Origin of the sequence: Psychromicrobium silvestre (assembly GCF_013408295.1) — a bacterium.
In the GTDB taxonomy this organism is placed as follows: domain Bacteria; phylum Actinomycetota; class Actinomycetes; order Actinomycetales; family Micrococcaceae; genus Renibacterium; species Renibacterium silvestre.
On the sequence record NZ_JACBYQ010000001.1, the window covers coordinates 1,016,200 to 1,031,501 of the forward strand.

General features: G+C 58.1%; 14 protein-coding genes. 10 read left to right on the forward strand and 4 right to left on the reverse strand.

Annotated elements, in window-relative coordinates:
* Positions 1 to 13 precede the first annotated feature (13 nt).
* The 6 genes from FHU41_RS04780 (at position 14) to FHU41_RS04805 (ending at position 6,752) form a co-directional block, all read left to right on the forward strand.
* Positions 14 to 871, forward strand: coding sequence for an ABC transporter permease subunit (locus FHU41_RS04780; RefSeq protein WP_179388458.1), 858 nt, complete (start codon positions 14 to 16; stop codon positions 869 to 871).
* Complete coding sequence (locus FHU41_RS04785; protein WP_179388459.1) at positions 858 to 2,633, forward strand: branched-chain amino acid ABC transporter ATP-binding protein/permease; 1,776 nt, start codon at positions 858 to 860, stop codon at positions 2,631 to 2,633. The genes FHU41_RS04780 and FHU41_RS04785 overlap by 14 nt, the downstream gene beginning before the upstream one ends.
* Entirely contained in the window at positions 2,630 to 3,331 is a 702-nt protein-coding gene (locus tag FHU41_RS04790; protein ID WP_179388460.1) for an ABC transporter ATP-binding protein, read from the forward strand. The genes FHU41_RS04785 and FHU41_RS04790 overlap by 4 nt, the downstream gene beginning before the upstream one ends.
* A gap of 477 nt (positions 3,332 to 3,808) precedes the next feature.
* On the forward strand, positions 3,809 to 5,689 hold the full coding sequence (locus tag FHU41_RS04795; protein WP_179388461.1) for an alpha/beta hydrolase: 1,881 nt from the start codon (positions 3,809 to 3,811) through the stop codon (positions 5,687 to 5,689).
* 179 nt (positions 5,690 to 5,868) lie between these two features.
* Complete coding sequence (locus FHU41_RS04800) at positions 5,869 to 6,261, forward strand: hypothetical protein (protein WP_179388462.1); 393 nt, start codon at positions 5,869 to 5,871, stop codon at positions 6,259 to 6,261.
* Complete coding sequence (locus FHU41_RS04805; protein WP_218846940.1) at positions 6,261 to 6,752, forward strand: hypothetical protein; 492 nt, start codon at positions 6,261 to 6,263, stop codon at positions 6,750 to 6,752. The genes FHU41_RS04800 and FHU41_RS04805 overlap by 1 nt, the downstream gene beginning before the upstream one ends.
* 340 nt (positions 6,753 to 7,092) lie before the next feature.
* Here the strand turns inward: FHU41_RS04805 and FHU41_RS04810 are convergent, their stop codons facing one another.
* The 4 genes from FHU41_RS04810 to FHU41_RS04825 form a co-directional block, all read right to left on the reverse strand.
* Entirely contained in the window at positions 7,093 to 7,503 is a 411-nt protein-coding gene (locus FHU41_RS04810) for a MauE/DoxX family redox-associated membrane protein (protein ID WP_343046244.1), read from the reverse strand.
* 3 nt (positions 7,504 to 7,506) lie between these two features.
* Positions 7,507 to 7,809: a hypothetical protein gene (locus FHU41_RS04815; RefSeq protein WP_179388465.1), complete on the reverse strand. Its 303-nt coding sequence runs from the start codon at positions 7,807 to 7,809 to the stop codon at positions 7,507 to 7,509.
* Positions 7,810 to 8,578: 769 nt separating this feature from the next.
* Entirely contained in the window at positions 8,579 to 9,034 is a 456-nt protein-coding gene (locus tag FHU41_RS04820; RefSeq protein ID WP_179388466.1) for a hypothetical protein, read from the reverse strand.
* A gap of 768 nt (positions 9,035 to 9,802) precedes the next feature.
* Entirely contained in the window at positions 9,803 to 11,329 is a 1,527-nt protein-coding gene (locus FHU41_RS04825) for a GMC family oxidoreductase (protein WP_179388467.1), read from the reverse strand.
* Between the two features lie 219 nt (positions 11,330 to 11,548).
* Here FHU41_RS04825 and FHU41_RS04830 point away from each other — a divergent pair, with 219 nt between their 5' ends.
* From FHU41_RS04830 to FHU41_RS04845, 4 genes are read left to right on the forward strand one after another with little or no spacing between them, the layout of a single operon-like run.
* Positions 11,549 to 12,364: a MoaF C-terminal domain-containing protein gene (locus FHU41_RS04830; protein WP_179388468.1), complete on the forward strand. Its 816-nt coding sequence runs from the start codon at positions 11,549 to 11,551 to the stop codon at positions 12,362 to 12,364.
* Complete coding sequence (locus FHU41_RS04835) at positions 12,361 to 14,007, forward strand: amidohydrolase family protein (RefSeq protein WP_179388469.1); 1,647 nt, start codon at positions 12,361 to 12,363, stop codon at positions 14,005 to 14,007. Before FHU41_RS04830 ends, FHU41_RS04835 begins: the two co-directional genes overlap by 4 nt.
* A 39-nt stretch (positions 14,008 to 14,046) precedes the next feature.
* On the forward strand, positions 14,047 to 14,634 hold the full coding sequence (locus FHU41_RS04840; protein WP_179388470.1) for a GrpB family protein: 588 nt from the start codon (positions 14,047 to 14,049) through the stop codon (positions 14,632 to 14,634).
* Positions 14,635 to 14,648: 14 nt separating this feature from the next.
* Entirely contained in the window at positions 14,649 to 15,299 is a 651-nt protein-coding gene (locus tag FHU41_RS04845; RefSeq protein ID WP_179388471.1) for a class I SAM-dependent DNA methyltransferase, read from the forward strand.
* Positions 15,300 to 15,302: the final 3 nt, after the last annotated feature.

The window sequence follows — 15,302 nt, forward strand, 5'->3', positions numbered from 1 at the left end:
CCTAAGGAGTCCCATGCTTCAAGGCGCCCTGGCCGGATTGGCCGCCGGAGGCCTCTACGCGGTCATCGCGGTCTGTCTGACCTTGATGTCCCGGCTGGTCCGGGTAGTGAATTTTTCCCAGGTGGCGATCGGCATGTTCGGTGCATACTCCGCCGTGCTGATCGCCGAATGGGGGCTACCTCAATGGGCCGCGACGCTCTGCGGGATCGCCGTCGGCGCGCTACTCTCCGGCCTAATCGGCTGGATAATAGCGCTCTGGCTTCCGGAAGCCGATACCAGCCGCCGTTCGGCGGTTTCGGTGGCCTCTCTGCTGTTGCTGATCTCGTTGTCGTTCATTGTCTTCGGCAGTAAGCCGAAGAATTTCCGGCCCTTGCTGGCCGGTCCAGCCTTCTCGGTTGGCGAGGTGGTGATCACCCAGGTCACCGTGGTGATGGTAATCCTGGCCGTCGTGGTGGCGGTGGCTTGTCGGCTGCTGCTCACCAAGAGCAGCATCGGAATCCGGCTGCGGGCGCTCTCCGAACGACCCACTACCGCAGAGCTCCTGGGTGTCCCGGCCAAAAGCCTCTCTGTTGCTGTCTGGGTGGCCACCGGTCTGATCTGCACGGTGGCCATCTCCATCGTGGCTCCTACTCAGACCAATGATCCGATCTCGCTTTCTTTTATCATCGTCCCGGCCTCGGCTGCGGCACTGCTGGGTGGCTTCAAGAGGCTGGACCTCGCGGTGCTCGGCGGTTTACTTCTGGGCGTCTTGCAGGGCGCTTTAGCGCAGTTTGAACAGCTTTCCATCCTGCGCAACTGGGTACCTTTCCTGATCATTGTTGCCTTCTTGCTGTGGACCCAACGAAAGGAGGTCTGGGATGTTGCGCGCTAATGTTCTCTTCCGTGCCGGGCCACGCCGGACCATCCTGTTCGCCGTGGCCAGCGTGCTGCTGGGCTGGCTACTAAGCTATGTCCTGCCCGGCTATCTAGTCTTTTTAGGTACGACGGCGGTAGTAGCGATGATCTCGCTGCTCGGCTTGGGCGTGGTGACCGGAAGCGCCGGGATGATGGCGCTGTGCCAACTCAGCTTCGCGGCGATCGGCGCCTGGGTGGTCTCCTGGCTCAATACGGCAGGAGTCCCCGGTGGTCTCATTCTCTGGCTGCCGCTGGGTGGTTTGGCAGCAGCGGTGGCCGGGCTCGTCGTCGGGCTACCGGCCTTGCGTTTGCGTGGCGTAAACCTGGCCGTGGTGACCCTCGGTTTTGCCGCTGCCGCGGATCTCACCCTGGGTAAGATTCAGTTTCCTGGCACCCTCAGTGGAGTCCAGGTACCCAGGCCTGCCGCTTTTTATGGTGACCGCGGTTATTTGTTCTTCTCCATTATCGTGCTGGTGTTGTGCGCGCTGCTGGTCTTTTTCCTGCAGAAGAGTTCCTGGGGTAGCGCCTGGAAATCAGTAGCTTTTTCGGAACGCGGCACCGCCTCGGCTGGGTCCAGCGTGACGGTGGCCAAGCTGACGGCCTTCGCGGCCAGCGCCTTCTTAGCCGGTATTGGCGGAGCCTTGCTCTCCGGTCAGGTGGGCTTGGTCTACCCCACTAGCTTCACCACCATCCAGTCGCTGGCCCTCTATGTTCTGGCCATTGTTTCCGGCTCCTATTTGATCGATATGGCCGTGTTGGGCGGAATCCTCTGGGTATTGGTACCGGAGCTGCTCAAGAAGTTCGGCATTTCGCAGGATTGGGGGTTTGTGGTCTTTGGCTTGCTCGGAATCCAGTCACTCACCACCGGCTCGAATCTGGGTGAGGACCTGCGTTCCTGGTGGTGGCGTCGCAAACAACGCAAGCTCCCGGCCAAGCTCACCGACAAGGTGTCTGTTCCGGAATCCTCTCCCATCCCAAACCTCACCGGACCAAGTGCTCCGGTGATGGCCGTCGTCGTCGATCCAGATTCCAAACCTTTGCTGAGCGTGCAAGGCCTTTCCGTCACCTTTGGTCAGGTTTCCGCGCTCAAGGATGTTCAGTTGAGCTTGACGGCCGGCTCAATCACGGGGCTAATGGGTCCCAATGGCGCCGGGAAGTCCACCTTGGTGGACGCGCTGAGCGGCTTCCTGCCGCAGCACGAGGGCAGCATCTCGCTGGACGGCAGCCCGCTCGTCGGGCTATCACCGGTGCAGCGTTCCCGGCGAGGTTTGCGGCGAACTTTCCAGCAGGATCGGGTACCCCCGACCCTGACCGTGGGAGCCTACCTCAGATTCATTAGCAGGGGCGGTTCCAATGAATCGGAAATCGCAGAGATCCTGGATTTCTTCGGCTGTCCTGCACCCGGTGTGCAGCTTTCCCGGGTGGACGTTGGTACCCGAAGGCTGATCGAGGTGGCGGCCAATATTGCCGCCAAACCTAAGCTCCTGCTGCTCGACGAACCGGCCGCGGGTCTATCCCATGAGGAGCATCTAGCCTTCGGGCAGCAATTGCTCCGAGTTCCCGAACGCTTTGGCACTTCCCTGCTCGTGATCGAACACGATCTGGATCTGGTCAGGGCGGTCTGTAGCCGGCTCGTGGTGTTGAACTTTGGCGAAGTGATCGCCTCGGGCGATCAGGAGTCGGTGCTCTCCGACCCTGCCGTGATGGCCGCGTATATGGGTGAATTGGAGACGACATGACACAGGCGCTAATACTGGACAATCTTGCCGTCAGCCGGGGTTCCGGCCCGGTGATCTCGGGAGTTTCGCTCCGAGTTGAGCCGGGCAAGCTACTTGCCTTGGTGGGGCCGAACGGAGCCGGTAAGACCAGTCTGCTGGAATCGGTCTCCGGCGTGGTGACGAACAGCGCCGGGAGTATCACCCTCGATGAGGTGCCGTTGAGCAAGCTATCCCGGATTAAGCGGGCTCGCTTGGGCCTGGTCCACGTGGAGCAAGGACGCACGGTGTTTCCCTCGCTCACGGTGCAGGAGAACCTGGAACTTACCGCGAAGTCGCCAGAGGAGCTGGAAAATGCGCTGGGGCTCTTCCCCGAATTGGCCAAACGACGGCACTCCGCGAGCGGCTTGCTCTCCGGCGGAGAGCAACAAATGGTGGTGTTGGCCAGGGCTTTTGCGGCCAAGCCGAAGTATCTGCTGATCGACGAGATGTCACTGGGCCTCGCCCCCGTGGTGTTCCTCCGGCTACTTCCGATCATCCGGAATATCGCGGAAGCCGGTGTTGGGGTGCTGATGGTGGAGCAATTCGCTCAGCTCTCCCTAGAGATCGCCGACGGCGCCCTGGTGGTCTCCGGCGGCAGGGTCACCTATCAGGGGGCTGCCAAGGCGCTGCTTGACGATCCTAAGCTCCTGCATGGTGCGTATCTCGGCGTCAGCTCCTGACAGCATGTTCTTGAGCAAGTAGATGGGCGAGAAAACCGCTCGACACCCCGCCCGTTTTGCGTGCGTACTCACCGATCCAAAGCCCAAGTAGGCTACGGCAACGGGCTTCGCCCCTGCTGGAAGCCCTTGTGCACTCCTCGAATATTTCGTACACTGTGTGGAATATTTAGAAGGGATAATTCGATGGGTGGGTTGGTTTTCAGCACTCACGCCGCTTGGTCGGCGCGTACTGTCATGGTGACTGTAGCGTCCGGGTTACCTGTTGGTGGGTCGGCCGTCGATGCGGGCGATGGTTCTGTTGACTCCGAGTTAGCTGGGTTGCTGAACAGCTTGCACTCATGTTCCGAAATGGTGGGGTCGAATTTGAGGGGACTGGCGTCTTTTACTGATGTTGCTGGGGCTGAGCTTGAAGCAGCGGACCAAGCACTCACCGGATCACTGACTGGTCCTAGGCTGATGAACGTGGAGGCGTTCTGAATGAGTCAGTGGGACCGGTTGAATCCCGAACATGGCGACCAAGAAGGACTGGCCACACTGGCTCAGCGGCTGATGTCTCAAGCCGAGGAATGGGATGCTCGGCGTTTTGATTTGCAACGAGTTGCTGGGGATGTTCCAGCCCACGGGGTGTGGGAAGGTGCTGCCGCGAATGCTTTGCATGAAGGCATTGCCGCGGTATTGCCTGATCTGGAGCACCCAGCTCAGGCTTGCCGGGAGACAGCGACCGGGGTGCGGGTCTATGACTACGGGTTATCTGAGATCGAAACTGAGGCCCGGAAACTTCGGGTCATGACAGCTGATCATCAGGACGTGATGTCTCAGTTGGCCGCAGGTGCTGCCGATCCGGAAATAGACATGGCTTCTGCGGCGATGACGAATCTTGCGGGTCAGGCTGAGGTGCTCTTTCGCCGGATTGAGGCTGGATGGGACGAACTGAGCCAAACCCGCACCAACACAGATAAAGCTTTCGAGGAAGTCCTCGCAAGTGCAAAAGCGTTGCTGGTGGTCAAACCCCACCCAATCCTGGCGGGTATGGCCGTGTTCACTAAACTGCCAGGCCAGATCGGGTTGAACGACATCACGGCGATGAACGCCACCCAACTCAGTACCTGGCTCACCAACCCGGCCAACAAGACCCAACTCTACGACCTTCTGAGCAAACAAGGCTATAACCCTGCCGATACTGCCAAGTGGTGGGCGAAACTCGGCCAAACAGTGGACCCGAAAACTGGGAAAGTCACGGTCGGGGAAACCCAACAACTCCTTATCAATGCCTACCCCGAAATCATCGGCAACCTACAAGGCGTTTCCTACACTGCCAGAGACAAAGCCAATCAAACAATACTGACCAAGATGAAGAAAGAACTCGACACCTATGTACGTGATCTGGCGAAGGGCTTGAATCCGGTCGGACCAGCCTGGCTTGATAAACCGGGCTATGTGGATCGGATTCAGAAATTGTGGGAAGCGATGAAACCTGGGCAAAGTGGCGGCGTCAAGCAGTTGATTAGTTTGAACCTTGACCAGCCAGGAGCCGCTATTAGTGTGGGTGATCTTGATGCGGCCAAGGTCACGACCTACCAAATCCCCGGTGTTGATACCACGGTCGCTAAGAGCATGCTCTCTCTCACCCAAGCCGCCGATACCCAATATCGTCAGCAGTATGGTGCGGCGAAAGACGCCACTATCCCGACCAAGGCGGGTGTCCCGCCGCGATTAGCGGTGGTGGGATGGTTAGCGTTCGAGCCAGCACCGGCGATAGCTGTTTTTGACGATTCCAATGCTCAGACCGGCGGGGACTTCCTCAGCAAAGACCTCAAAGCCCTGGCCGCAGTGCAAAGCAATCTGGGGAACTCTGCAAGCAATAATATCTCCGCGCTCTCCTACGGTACGTTGACAGCTCAGGCAGCAGCGGTGCAGGGCTTGCCGGTGGATAGCATCAACCTGAACGCTGATATCGGTGTTCTACACGGCGTGACAGGTGTCAAAGACTTCCACCTAAATCCCGGAGCCGAGGTGTATAGGACAAAGTTCGCTACGGATAACGTGGCCGAGATCGGCAACCAGGGCAGGGACCACATCGAGGGCACGCATTATCGAACGGTACAACTTCCTTCAGGCCCCTCCTTCAGCGTTCCGGTGCCCAGCTACGGAGCAACCCAAATCGGCGCCGAGGGCACACCCTCCAGTAGTAGCGGGCCGGCTAGGCTACCTACCGAGAACCACGGCTGGCTCCAAAGCGGAGGCAACCTCGGGTACGCCTCCTACAACACCGAGTCCAGCATCAATCAAGCCAATGTCTCTCTGGGCCTGACCGATAAGCTAACAAACTCCGGGAAGCCTGTGGTGGATCACGAATGAAAACCTCAGCACCATCAAACCCCCGGCGATGGGTACCCGCTGCTCTTTCGATTCTTGCCGCCCTGACCCTGATCACGGGATGTGCCTCGGCCCCGCCCAGCGAAAACAACCCACCAGTTCCTTCAAACTCTCAAACAAATCCGAGCACCGGGAAACCCGATGATGGAAAGGGAGCAACCATGACACCCGAAGAAGCCAGCAAGGAATTTTACGGACTCCTCGACACCATTCAAGCAATGGCACCAGGAGACTGGAAAAGCGAAGACTACCGACCCGGAGGCTACTGCGACTACCAAGGACACGGCGACCCCGATGGAAAACAGTTCGCAGGTTACCGATCTAGAAGCCCGCTCAGTCTCGCCGAACGACAAATCCTCCGCGAAAAAGTCGAAGCACTCTACACGTCCCACGGCTACACCGTGCAAACCTTCAACCAAACAACCGCTTCAAACAATCTCATCCTCACCATCGCTCAGGGACCAAACGGACTCACCATCGGCCTACACACCGGAGACCAAAACACCTCCGTCGACGGTCAAAGTCGCTGCGTCCCGAACCCAACAGGACAATGATGAGCCTCTCCCAGCAGAAGGAGGGCTGCGGTGCATCACGAATGAAAACCTCAACACCATCAAATCCCCGGCGATGGGTACCCGCTGTTCTTTCGATTCTTGCCGCCCTGGCTCTGATCACGGGGTGTATTTCAACCCCCGCCAGCGAGAACAATCCGATGTCTTCGACCACTCCGAGCACCGAGAAACCTGATGATGGAAAGGGAGCAACCATGACGCCCGAAGAAGCCAGCAAGGAATTCTACGGACTCCTCGACACCATCCAAGCCCTCGCACCAGGAGACTGGAAAACAAAGACGTTCCAGCCGGAGGCTACTGCAACTTCCAAGGCACCGGTAGCGGGAAACAGTTTGGCGGTTACCGATCCAGAAGCCCGCTCAGTCTCGCCGAACGACAAAAACTCCGCGAAAAAGTTGAAGCACTCTATACATCCCACGGCTACACCGTGCAAACCTTCGACCAATCCACCACAACCAGCGAACTCGTTATGACGGTCGCCCAGGGACCAAATGGACTCACCATTGGCCTATACACCGGAGACCTCAAGACATCCGTCGATGGTCGCAGCCGCTGCGTCCCCAACCCCGCCGGAAGCAACTAGTCCCATCCGCATGAATCCTCTGTTATCCACCACCGAAAACCTCAACAACACTTGAGGGTGAGTACTCAGCGATATAAGTCCCAAATTTTCATAGTTAGGTAGATCAATTCTTAGGGAATCTTCCTTGTCCCTCCTGAAGGAAGTTTTCCACTTCTGGTTGCTATCACAGAATCCCGATGACTCCTGGCCTTCGGCAAAGGAATTCCTCCAGTTCCGATAAATCTTAATCTCTACATCGAAATAACCGTCCAGCTAATGGCACCCATAGTCATGATGCCAATAGCAGCCAGTCCGCCAAAGCTTTCTGCTCGTGTTGTCTCTGCAACCTCGGCGCTGCATCCACAGGATGCGGTTCCGCTGAAACGTCGTATCAGATACAGTCTGTAGCCGATGAAGCCCAGGAACAGGCAGATAAGGGCGCTGCCTGTCAGCAGGGGTAGCGCTGAGAATGCCGTCAGTACCGCAAGAAGTCCTTCAACCACGCACAGCGCACTCAGTAACGTGAGGGCAAGACGTTCGTTCATTCTCAGCAAAGCCGCGTAGTAGAACGATAGCTTCTGTCGGGCACGAAACTTTTGAATCGCAGGAAAGAGCAGAGTCACAACGAGATAGATTGTCTGCCCAGCCCTAACGAAAATCATTTGCTAGCTGTGTCTGCTGGATTTTCCAGGCTGTGCCAGAATCTTGGCATCCCACTTAGCCTGGTCTGTTGAACTCTCTGCTTGAGATTTCACACCGAGACGGATGAAGGTAGTTTTGGGGTCCTTGCCCCTAAACAGCTCAAGTGAGACAGGGATCGAGACACCGTGTGCGAACTCAAAGTCAAAGGTATATCCGCCGTGGTGGTCCAGGACGAACTCAAGGCTCGTGATCGTTGGGTCTGAGGGATCAGGCGATACTCCCGACGGCGAGTCACCAACGTATTCAAGAAATACTTCGTGTTTCATGACATGCACTCCAAGTCTTAGTTAGTCGTCGAATAAGCCAGGAACCTACTAGCAGCGAACGCAAGTGTTAACTGCGAGCTCACCACCGCAGGTATCGAGGCAGACTGTGCAGTAATACTTGTAATATTCGATCCAGACACCTTTGATGCAACTCATCCTAATGAGTTTCATCTTCGTACTCACACAGTGCTGGTGCGCTGGGTCTGCAGCAGCTGATCCCGCGCCAGAGGCAAGCCCAGCAGCTGCGATTGCGCCTACCCCCAAGGTTCCAGCCATTCCTTTGATGAAGGTACGGCGGGGGCTCGGCCTCGATGCGGGTATTTTTTCTTTGCTCATCTACTTCTCCTCTAGTTCTTCAACCTACTGATTAATAAAGAAGACATGTTGCGTCGCTAGACGCGGGCCGAGATTCAGGTGGATTGTGAGGGGGCATTTCCCCAAGCATGGAAGCCGCCCCAGGTGGAGTTGAAGGTGTCAACGGGGTAGTAGCTTGTGACGGAGTTTGCGCCGTAGGTCTGGCTATAGGCATTTCGGTAGTTGTCCCGCACAGCCGCATACACTTGGTGGTTGCCGTTCCAGCAGAAATTGCCACTCTCGGTCGTTTGTGCCTTGATGTTGCCGTGATTGACCGTTGTCGCAACCTAGGTGCTGCTGCCATTCACTGTGCCCGTGTTGCAGTCCGAGGGTGTCATCTGCCAGGTATTTGTGCCCATCGCACCCGCTGATGGGGAACTCATCACTAGGAAGAATAGGCACGCAATGACGGCGGTTAGACCGCCAGTGACCCTTTTCGCATGTCATTAGACCAATCAGTAGCAGGGACGTTGGAAGCTCCGGTGATATCTGGCGACAAGCTATGTGGTCTTGGCTGGAGCGTTGCCCCATTGATGAAAACCGCCCACGTTGAGTAGTAAGCGACACCAGGATAGGTCGTGGAGACGTAATTAGCTCCGTAGGAATAGTTGTAGCCCTTGCGGTAGTTGTCGTGGATCGCCGCAGAGACTTGCTGGTTGCCGGTCCAGCAAAAATTGCCGCTCTCAGAGGTTTCTGCCTGGGCAAGATTGCCTGAATACCAACTGCTCGAACCGCTGAACGTACCCATGTTGCAATTGATTGGTTGCGCCTGCCATGTGCCGCCGCCGTAAGCCTGCGCGGTCGGGGCTACAACGAACAGAGCGAAAAGCACAGTGATGACGAGAACGCTGAATCGCTTGGTCAGTTTCATAGATTCCCCCAATATTTTGAATGGATTGTTCTGAGAAGCTTCTTAGTTTGTATTGGGCTGAGAATCAGGAAGTTTGGTGCGAGCTGCTTCCATTCGCCGCCGGCACCACTTGCTGAGACTGCGTCGTTGCTCTTCAGTGCTTTATCGACGCCATTGGGTGAGACGAGCCACGCCTGCTCGGAGTGATCTTTATTCGTCGCGCGTAGACCGTAGGTTTCAAAGCCTTTGATCTTAGTGCAGCCAAGCCCCAGCGGCTCACCTGCAGAGCTAACCGTGAGGATACAGATTTCGTCAGCACCATGAGGAACCTCCTAGTATTTTGCGTTGGCCCCGGATCCTAGAAGCCTCGCACTGGCTAGATCAGCGCCAGTTCCAGTGAATGCTGCCACAACAGAACTTGGAATCTTGTCGGTCGCCGCTTGTGCCGCAGAGAAGGCGGGCACCACGTCAGACACAGTCGATATGGGGTGAGGGGCGTTTATTGTTGCAGCTGTAATCCCAGCTCCTGCTGCACCCACAGCACCGATAAGTAGCAATACATTCAGAGACCTTCGCATGGCAGCTACCCCAATCTCTAAATCTTCTTTGCTAATCAACTGAGATATCACCAGTTCAAAGCATGATCAATGCTTATCCATAGGAAATTCAAACACACAGAAAAGCAGCGCCAGTCATAGGTCGTTTCCAGCTATTTTGTGGGTAACTCGGAGGAAACGCGAAGCGCCGATATAATTTACTAGCGAGGAAAACTCATGCACAGACAGCTGTTTAGTCCAAAGACCCTAAGAACAACTCAGCCGCCTTCTCCGCGATCATCACCACGGGTGCATTGGTGTTCCCGCTGGTCACCTGCGGCATGATCGAGGCATCGGCGATCCGTAGCCCTTCGACGCCGTAAACCCGTAACTGCGGATCCACCACGGCGAGTTGATCAACGCCCATCTTGCAGCTGCCAACTTGGTGGTGATAGGTCACCACGGTGCTGCGCACGTACTGCTCAAGCTCTGCATCGGAGGTATCCGGCCCCGGGTAGAGCTCGACCGCACCCCAATCCTCCGCGAGTGCCTCCGCCTGACCAATCTCGCGGCATTGCCGCACCGAAGCCACCAAAACGCTTAGATCCTCGGGATCGGCGAGCGCGGCGGGATCAATCAACAGCTCATCGTCCAAAGCCGGTCCGGAGAGCTTGATGCTCCCCCGGCTCTTGGTTCCAATCAGCCCGGCCATCAGAGAGAACCCAGCCTCCGGCCCGCTCATCCCCTCCTGATACATCGGCACACTGAAATTAATCGGCTGAGTATCCGGCACCTCCAGTTCGGGCTGGCTTCGCCAGAATAGATGGCTCTGCGCCGGAGACTCCCCCGGCTGCGGCGGGATGATCTGCCGAGCGGTGCTAAAAATCACCGGCGAGAGGAAGTGGTCATGGAGGTTTTCGCCAACGCCCGGCAAGTCTTGTACGGGCTCAATGCCCACCGCACGAAGTTCATCTGCCGGACCAATCCCCGAACGCATCAATAATGCGGGCGAATCAATGGCACCGGCGCAGAGGAACACCTGATCGGCTTCCTCGACCAGCAACTCACCGTCGAGCAGATACTCGACCCCACGGATTCGTCCCTTGTCCAGGAGTAGTCGGGAGGCGCGGGCGCCGGTGCGGATCACCAGGTTCTCGGCCGCTAAGACCGGTTGCAGATAAGCCAGATAGGTATTGAGTCGCTGACCATTCCGCATGGTCACCTGAACCTGAGAAACGCCGTCGAGATGATCGCCGTTGTAATCCTGATTGTGTTCTAAGCCGAACTGTACAGCCGCTTCGATAATCGACTGTTGGATGGGGTTGAGTGGATAATCGGCCCGTACGTCTAGTAAGCCGCCGCGGGCCCGCAAAGCCGAGTCTCCGCCGTCGAAATTCTCTATCTTCCGGTAAATCGGCAGCACTTCCTGCCAAGACCAGCCCGCATTACCAAGCGCCGCCCAATGGTCAAAGTCCTGCGGAGCGCAGCGGACGTAGATCATTGCATTGAGCGAATGCGAGCCACCGAGCACCTTGCCGCGGGGCAGATGCAATCGCCTGCCCGCCGCATGTTGCTGCGGCACGGTGTAGTAATCCCAATCCTCCGCGCTATGCCACAGTTCACCGGCCCGAGAAGGATCGTGAATCGCTGGGTTGTTGTCCGGCCCGCCTGCCTCCAGCAGGGTCACTCGATGACCGGCGTCCACTAACCGCCTGGTCAGCACCGATCCGGCGGAGCCCGCCCCGATCACGATTACCCGTTGTGGCACTGTCTGCGTCATAGTCCTCGTTGACCTTTCTGTTTAGCCATCTCACCACCCGGCGGCCGATCCTCCTAACAGCCTCGCATGCCTTCCACCCTCCCGGATTGACCCTTGCTGCATGGCTATTGTCCGGGAGTGAACAGCCACCGGGCCGGCAGCAGAATTCTCTTCGCTACTCGTCAAAGCGATTGCCGTAACAGACAAGACTGCTTGTTCTTGAAGGGGCAGACTCGGAGCATGACTCTCAATGTCTCCGATACCTCAACCTGGTTACCCCTGGATGGCTTGGCCCCCGGCTTCGACGCCAATAAGGCAAGCCCGGTGACGGACCTCAACGGCCAAAGCTACCAGATCGATTCAGCGCAGGGAATCCAGAACTTCGAGTTCACCACCGAGGGGCTGCGCTGGCAGGCCGGTGAGCAGGGTGGCCTCGATGAACACGAGGTCTTTGCGGTGGCACCGGAACTCTATTACGTGCAGTGGCAGCAACACGATGCCCTGCAGTTCTCCGGTTCGCTGCTCCTGGACCTGGAGACCGGCCGAGCTCTTTTCGTTGCCGCTCGACTGGTCTACCCGGACCAAACAGTTGCCGGGCAGACCGCCGTCGATCATAAGTTTGTGCCCGGAGTGATTTCTGGACGGCAACCGAGCGGAGCGGAAATCGCCCCTAGCCGTGCCTTAATCGGTCGCCGGGTGCAGTGGGTCTATAGCGAAACTCATGCCTATGAACACATTTACCTCAGTGAGCAGTGGTACACCTGGCAATGCCTGGCCGGGCCGGAGCGCGGCCTAGCCGACACCGACCAGAACACAGTCTACGAAATCCGCCCAGGCATTTACTTGTTCAGCTGGCGCGAGAAGGTGATTCCCTGCGGTTCCATTACGGTGGCCGATCACCGCGACGTCAACAACATTAGATCGCACGGTGCGCTCTTCGGCTGGGATGAGTCAGGCACCGTTGCCGTGCATTTTAGCTTCGGAGCCTATGGCAAGTTGATCTCAGTTACCTCACATCCGGAGCCCTACGAACCCGCCCAGTGGGACGCCTCGTGAGCGTACAGATCTTCGGCAACGCCCGGATTTGGACTCAGGACCCCCGGCGACCTTGGGCCAGTTCACTGACCGTTTCGGCGGGCCGGATTATTGGCCTAGATGAGGCGTCCCTGGACGGTGAGGCAAGGTACGACGGCGAGGCGGAGCGAATTGATCTACACGGCGCCTTTGTGATGCCCGGCTTACACGATGTCCACAATCACCATTTCCTGGCCGGTGCCGCCGACCTCTTCGATTGCAGCTTCCTACCCACCGCAAGCCTGCCGGAAGTCCTGACGGCCGTTTCCGCTTGGGCCGAACAACTGCCCGAGGGCGCCTGGGTCTTCGGCGGCAGCGTGGGCAGCGGACTGCTCAACGAATTGTCCTCCGCGGAAGTGCTGAGTCAATTGGATGCAGCCAGCCTAGGCCATCCGGTACTACTAACGGATGACAGCAAGCACAACCGCTGGGCCAATTCGACGGCGCTGCGTTTGGCTGGCATCGATAGCAGCACCAGCGACCCCATCGGCGGCCAGATTCTCCGCGACCCCCAAGGCAACCCCACCGGGGTGCTGATTGAAGCCGCCGGAGTGCTAGTAGAACAGGCCCGGGCTGCGGTGGATCAACTCAGTCAGGAGGATTCGGCCAGGGCGAGCGCTCGCGGCATCGAGATCCTGCACTCCCACGGCATCACCGCTTTTCAGGACGCGGCGGCTTCTTTGCCCACCATGCGCGCGCTCAAGCAGTTGGACGAGGCCGGGGGCCTCAAGGCCTGGGTGGTCAGTTCGATGTTGATCAATGACTTCATTTTCGGGGCTGATCCGGTGGGCAACGAACTGATCAAACACGGCGAAGAGTTCCGTTCCCTGCATCATCGGCCCGATTTTGTGAAGATCTTCTTAGACGGGGTGCCGCCCTCACGTACCGCCGCCTTCTTGGAACCCTATCTTCCGGATCAGCAACATGGCGACCACTTCTTAGGCCACCCCACACTCGGGCCTGGGGAGCTCTTGGATTGGTTACGCCGCACCGGTGAACAAGGCCTTTCCGCAAAGATCCACTGCACCGGTGACGCCGCGGTACGTCTGGTACTGGACGCCGTCGAGGTTCTGCGTGCGGAGGGCTTTACCGAGACCAGCTATCAGATAGCGCACGGTCAGTTTGTACACCCCGACGATATTCCCCGTTTTGCCGCCTTGGGGGTACATGCGGATATCTCGCCTCCGCTCTGGTTCCCGGGCGTGATCGCGGAGGCGATCAAAACCGTGCTGCCGGCCGAACGCGCCGTTCGGATGCAACCTAACCGGGACCTGCTCAATGCCGGAGCACTACTCGCCGGGGGCTCCGATTGGCCGGTGAGCGTCTCGCCGAACCCCTGGGAGGGAATCCAGGGGCTGGTGACCCGCGCCGATCCGAGCGGTGTTTTTCCCGACACGCTCTGGCCGGAACAGGCTCTGGATCTTAGTGAAGCCCTTACCGTGTACACCACGGCAGCCGCTCACGCGATGCACTTAGAGGAACTGACCGGGTCCCTGGAGCCGGGTAAATCGGCGGACTTCGTGGTGCTGGATCGCAATCCCTTCGAAACGGTTGCCGAGCAGCTGGTACAGACCAAGACCCTGCAGACCTGGTTTGCCGGGGAGCTGGTGTTTCAAGCGGGTTGAGGCTTTAGAATCGGGACACTTGCTGCTTATGATGCTCTGATGCCTCAAGAACCTCTGCAAAACCAGCGACGCCCCGATGTTACGGAGACCGAGCTGATTGGCGGTATTGAAAAGCGTGCCCTGATCATCGAAGACTACAATCCTGCCTGGCCCGTCCAATATCAGGAGCATCGGGATCGCATCGCCACTGCGCTCGGGGGTACCGCGAAGCTGATTGAGCATATTGGCTCGACCTCGGTTCCGGGGCTTGGAGCTAAGCCGATTATTGACGTACTCGTCACGGTGGCGGACATTACCGCCGAAGAGAACTATCTGGATCAGCTCCTGGCCCTTGGCTATCAACTACGAGTCCGTGAACCAGGGCACCGGATGCTTCGAACCCCGGAACGCGACGTGCACGTCCATCTGCTCCCCACGGGCGATCCGGCGGTGGAGGACTACCTGCTGCTGCGCCACCGGCTTCGGAGCGATGAAACAGACCGGGCGCTGTACGAGCGGGTCAAACGCGAGCTAGTTAGCCAGGAGTGGGCGGATATGAACGCCTACGCCGACGCTAAGACCAAGGTGATCACGGCAATCAAAAACCGGGCACGCCGGTTACCCTCATCGGCTGACTCGCAGGCCTGACATAGCCTGGGGCGATGGGAAACCCGCCAGCATATGCATCGGTAGAGAACGCCTACAACACCGTGGCGGAAAGTTATGCCGAGCTGCTACCGGACGCGCGTTACGAGGCAGCTCTGGACTTAGCGGTGCTCGAAGAATTCGCCCAGCGGATGAGCTCAACCACGAATCGCAGCGTCCTTGACGCGGGCTGCGGTGCCGGCAGGATGGCCGCCATCTTGGAGAGATTTGATCTGAATCTAAGCGGCATCGATCTGTCCGCGGAAATGATCCGCATCGCGCGGCGGAGCTTCCCCAGCCAGCAATACCAGGTGGGGAACCTCAATGACCTGCCCTATCCGGATCGGTCCTTCGACGGAGTCCTCTCCTGGTACTCCATCATCCACACTCCCGCCGAGGGCTTGGCCGCCATGATGCAAGAGTTCCGACGCGTCCTGCGTCCGGGTGGCTCGCTGCTTCTAGGTTTCAAGGTTGGGCAGGGCCAAAGAGCCATTACGCACGCCTATGGTCACGACGTTTCCTATTGCGTCCAGCTGCATACATTGGACTCGGTCCGGAAGGCTCTGCTTGCCTCCGGCTTCAGCCTCGACGTCGAGGTGTTTCGGGCCGCCCGCAATATCGACAAGGAAGCCCAGGGCTTTATGATCGCCACGCTACCTACTGCTTAGCCG

Excerpts from the sequence above, each read along its gene's own strand:
- FHU41_RS04820 (WP_179388466.1), bottom strand. The coding sequence starts at position 9,034 with ATGAAACTGACCAAGCGATTCAGCGTTCTCGTCATCACTGTGCTTTTC.
- FHU41_RS04825 (WP_179388467.1), bottom strand. The coding sequence starts at position 11,329 with ATGACGCAGACAGTGCCACAACGGGTAATCGTGATCGGGGCGGGCTCC.
- FHU41_RS04845 (WP_179388471.1), top strand. The coding sequence starts at position 14,649 with ATGGGAAACCCGCCAGCATATGCATCGGTAGAGAACGCCTACAACACC.
- FHU41_RS04805 (WP_218846940.1), top strand. The coding sequence starts at position 6,261 with ATGAGCCTCTCCCAGCAGAAGGAGGGCTGCGGTGCATCACGAATGAAA.
- FHU41_RS04785 (WP_179388459.1), top strand. The coding sequence starts at position 858 with ATGTTGCGCGCTAATGTTCTCTTCCGTGCCGGGCCACGCCGGACCATC.
- FHU41_RS04790 (WP_179388460.1), top strand. The coding sequence starts at position 2,630 with ATGACACAGGCGCTAATACTGGACAATCTTGCCGTCAGCCGGGGTTCC.
- FHU41_RS04795 (WP_179388461.1), top strand. The coding sequence starts at position 3,809 with ATGAGTCAGTGGGACCGGTTGAATCCCGAACATGGCGACCAAGAAGGA.
- FHU41_RS04810 (WP_343046244.1), bottom strand. The coding sequence starts at position 7,503 with ATGATTTTCGTTAGGGCTGGGCAGACAATCTATCTCGTTGTGACTCTG.
- FHU41_RS04830 (WP_179388468.1), top strand. The coding sequence starts at position 11,549 with ATGACTCTCAATGTCTCCGATACCTCAACCTGGTTACCCCTGGATGGC.
- FHU41_RS04840 (WP_179388470.1), top strand. The coding sequence starts at position 14,047 with ATGCCTCAAGAACCTCTGCAAAACCAGCGACGCCCCGATGTTACGGAG.
- FHU41_RS04815 (WP_179388465.1), bottom strand. The coding sequence starts at position 7,809 with ATGAAACACGAAGTATTTCTTGAATACGTTGGTGACTCGCCGTCGGGA.
- FHU41_RS04800 (WP_179388462.1), top strand. The coding sequence starts at position 5,869 with ATGACACCCGAAGAAGCCAGCAAGGAATTTTACGGACTCCTCGACACC.
- FHU41_RS04780 (WP_179388458.1), top strand. The coding sequence starts at position 14 with ATGCTTCAAGGCGCCCTGGCCGGATTGGCCGCCGGAGGCCTCTACGCG.